1 rRNA gene is annotated in these 3,176 nt (G+C 48.8%); it reads right to left on the bottom strand.

Annotated features, from left to right (window positions below):
• Positions 1-100: 100 nt before the first annotated feature.
• Positions 101-3,022: ribosomal RNA gene (locus tag HMPREF2576_RS07240) — 23S ribosomal RNA — on the bottom strand.
• Between the last annotated feature and the right edge of the window lie 154 nt (positions 3,023-3,176).

Raw genomic sequence — 3,176 nt, 5'->3', positions numbered from 1 at the left:
AGGTGTGACCTCCTTGCCATTGTCACCAGACAAATGAATGATTATACATTCAAAACTAGATAGTAAGTAAGATTTTGCGTCGCAAAACGTTTTTTAAAAATTGATTAAGTCTTCGATCGATTAGTATTCGTCAGCTCCACGTGTCACCACGCTTCCACCTCGAACCTATTAACCTCGTCATCTTCGAGGGATCTTATAACCGAAGTTGGGAAATCTCATCTTGAGGGGGGCTTCATGCTTAGATGCTTTCAGCACTTATCCCGTCCATACATAGCTACCCAGCTATGCCGTTGGCACGACAACTGGTACACCAGAGGTATGTCCATCCCGGTCCTCTCGTACTAAGGACAGCTCCTCTCAAATTTCCTACGCCCACGACGGATAGGGACCGAACTGTCTCACGACGTTCTGAACCCAGCTCGCGTACCGCTTTAATGGGCGAACAGCCCAACCCTTGGGACCGACTACAGCCCCAGGATGCGATGAGCCGACATCGAGGTGCCAAACCTCCCCGTCGATGTGAACTCTTGGGGGAGATAAGCCTGTTATCCCCGGGGTAGCTTTTATCCGTTGAGCGATGGCCCTTCCATGCGGAACCACCGGATCACTAAGTCCGTCTTTCGACCCTGCTCGACTTGTAGGTCTCGCAGTCAAGCTCCCTTATGCCTTTACACTCTATGAATGATTTCCAACCATTCTGAGGGAACCTTTGAGCGCCTCCGTTACCTTTTAGGAGGCGACCGCCCCAGTCAAACTGCCCGCCTGACACTGTCTCCCACCACGATAAGTGGTGCGGGTTAGAAAGCCAACACAGCTAGGGTAGTATCCCACCAACGCCTCCACGTAAGCTAGCGCTCACGTTTCAAAGGCTCCTACCTATCCTGTACAAGCTGTGCCGAATTTCAATATCAGGCTACAGTAAAGCTCCACGGGGTCTTTCCGTCCTGTCGCGGGTAACCTGCATCTTCACAGGTACTATGATTTCACCGAGTCTCTCGTTGAGACAGTGCCCAAATCGTTACGCCTTTCGTGCGGGTCGGAACTTACCCGACAAGGAATTTCGCTACCTTAGGACCGTTATAGTTACGGCCGCCGTTTACTGGGGCTTCGATTCGTAGCTTCGCAGAAGCTAACCACTCCTCTTAACCTTCCAGCACCGGGCAGGCGTCAGCCCCTATACATCACCTTACGGTTTAGCAGAGACCTGTGTTTTTGATAAACAGTCGCTTGGGCCTATTCACTGCGGCTCTTCTGGGCGTGAACCCTAAAGAGCACCCCTTCTCCCGAAGTTACGGGGTCATTTTGCCGAGTTCCTTAACGAGAGTTCGCTCGCTCACCTTAGAATTCTCATCTTGACTACCTGTGTCGGTTTGCGGTACGGGCACCTGTTATCTATCTAGAGGCTTTTCTCGGCAGTGTGAAATCAACGACTCGAGGAAACAATTTCCTCTCCCCATCACAGCTCAGCCTTATGAGTGCCGGATTTGCCTAACACTCAGCCTTACTGCTTGGACGTGCACTCCAACAGCACGCTTCGCCTATCCTACTGCGTCCCCCCATCGATTAAAACGATACTAGGTGGTACAGGAATATCAACCTGTTATCCATCGCCTACGCCTGTCGGCCTCAGCTTAGGACCCGACTAACCCAGAGCGGACGAGCCTTCCTCTGGAAACCTTAGTCAATCGGTGGACGGGATTCTCACCCGTCTTTCGCTACTCACACCGGCATTCTCACTTCTAAGCGCTCCACATGTCCTTGCGATCATGCTTCGACGCCCTTAGAACGCTCTCCTACCATTGTCCAAAGGACAATCCACAGCTTCGGTAATATGTTTAGCCCCGGTACATTTTCGGCGCAGTGTCACTCGACTAGTGAGCTATTACGCACTCTTTAAATGATGGCTGCTTCTAAGCCAACATCCTAGTTGTCTGGGCAACGCCACATCCTTTTCCACTTAACATATATTTTGGGACCTTAGCTGGTGGTCTGGGCTGTTTCCCTTTCGAACACGGACCTTATCACCCATGTTCTGACTCCCAAGTTAAATTAATTGGCATTCGGAGTTTGTCTGAATTCGGTAACCCGAGAGGGGCCCCTCGTCCAAACAGTGCTCTACCTCCAATAATCATCACTTGAGGCTAGCCCTAAAGCTATTTCGGAGAGAACCAGCTATCTCCAAGTTCGATTGGAATTTCTCCGCTACCCTCAGTTCATCCGCTCACTTTTCAACGTAAGTCGGTTCGGTCCTCCATTCAGTGTTACCTGAACTTCAACCTGACCAAGGGTAGATCACCTGGTTTCGGGTCTACGACCAAATACTCAACGCCCTATTCAGACTCGCTTTCGCTGCGGCTCCACATTTGCTGCTTAACCTTGCATCAGATCGTAACTCGCCGGTTCATTCTACAAAAGGCACGCCATCACCCATTAACGGGCTCTGACTACTTGTAAGCACACGGTTTCAAGTTCTCTTTCACTCCCCTTCCGGGGTACTTTTCACCTTTCCCTCACGGTACTGGTTCACTATCGGTCACTAGAGAGTATTTAGCCTTAGGAGATGGTCCTCCCAGATTCCGACGGAATTTCACGTGCTCCGTCGTACTCAGGATCCACTCAAGAGAGAATATGTTTTCGACTACAGGATTATTACCTTCTTTGATTCATCTTTCCAGATGATTCGTCTAACATGTTCTTTTGTAACTCCGTATAGAGTGTCCTACAACCCCAACAAGCAAGCTTGTTGGTTTGGGCTCTTCCCGTTTCGCTCGCCGCTACTCAGGGAATCGATTTTTCTTTCTCTTCCTCCGGGTACTAAGATGTTTCAGTTCTCCGGGTCTGCCTTCTGACATGCTATGAATTCACATGTCGATAACATGACATAACTCATGCTGGGTTCCCCCATTCGGAAATCTCTGGATCAACGCTTACTTACAGCTACCCAAAGCATATCGTCGTTAGTAACGTCCTTCATCGGCTTCTAGTGCCAAGGCATCCACCGTGCGCCCTTAATAACTTAATCTATGTTTCCACCATATTTTGAATTGTTATTCAAAATAAATAGCTAAAACTAGTTATTAATCTTGTGAGTGTTCTTTCGAACACTAGCGATTATTTATGAATTCAAGCTTATTTAAAACTCTATTCACTCGGTTTTGCTTGGTAAAATCTTACTT

The sequence above is a fragment of the Staphylococcus sp. HMSC063F05 genome (assembly GCF_001837075.1).
Lineage (GTDB): Bacteria > Bacillota > Bacilli > Staphylococcales > Staphylococcaceae > Staphylococcus > Staphylococcus epidermidis.
The sequence above is the reverse complement of the archived record's forward strand: the minus strand, read 5'-3'. Positions and strand labels throughout refer to the sequence as shown.